The organism is Paenibacillus sp. Aloe-11 (assembly GCF_000245715.1).
Lineage (GTDB): Bacteria > Bacillota > Bacilli > Paenibacillales > Paenibacillaceae > Paenibacillus > Paenibacillus kribbensis.
This window is the reverse complement of sequence record NZ_JH601044.1, coordinates 83,307-83,942: the sequence shown is the minus strand read 5'-3', so window position 1 is coordinate 83,942 and position 636 is coordinate 83,307. Positions and strand designations below refer to the sequence as shown.

Annotated in this window: 1 protein-coding gene; it reads left to right on the top strand. The window is 60.2% G+C overall.

The window, feature by feature from the left end:
• Positions 1–636: 3'-5' exonuclease (locus WG8_RS27800; protein WP_007428599.1), on the top strand; the 636-nt coding region annotated here is incomplete at both ends.

Below are 636 nucleotides of genomic sequence, written 5' to 3'. Positions count from 1 at the left end.
GATCGGCTGCGTGATTTTCAGCGTGAACAAGTAAAAGAGCGTATCCGTCTGATTCGCAGCCTATCGACCATGAAACCGGCCTATGCCATTCAAGAAATGCGCCGCGTTTTTTATGACAAATATTTGGAAAGCGGAGATACAGGCGCGTGGACTCATTATAAGGAAACGATGCAGGAAAGCCTGGAGGAGCTGGAGACTGCGGCGAAGCGGTTTGACACGGTGGAGGCGTTCGTCAGCTTTGCGGACGAGCTTTCCGAGCGTCACCGCCAGATGGAATCGCTGCGCAGAGAGGAAGACAGCGATGCCGTTCGGCTCATGACGATCCACCGCGCCAAGGGACTGGAGTTCCCTTGCGTCTACTGGATCGGGGCAAGCGAAGGCATCCTGCCGCACAGCTCGGCGCTGCACAGTGAGCTGCCGGAGGATCGGCGGGCAGGCGCAGCGCCTACAGCGGCCGTGGATAACGATGCGGCTCTCGAGGAGGAGCGCCGTCTCGCTTACGTGGCCGTCACCCGGGCGAAGGAGCTGCTGTACATCACCTCGCCAGCCTCCAATCACGGCAAGCCTGCCGCCGTGTCGCGCTTCCTGCTGGAAGCCTATGGGGTCACACCTCCCGAGGCTTCCAAGCCGGAAACG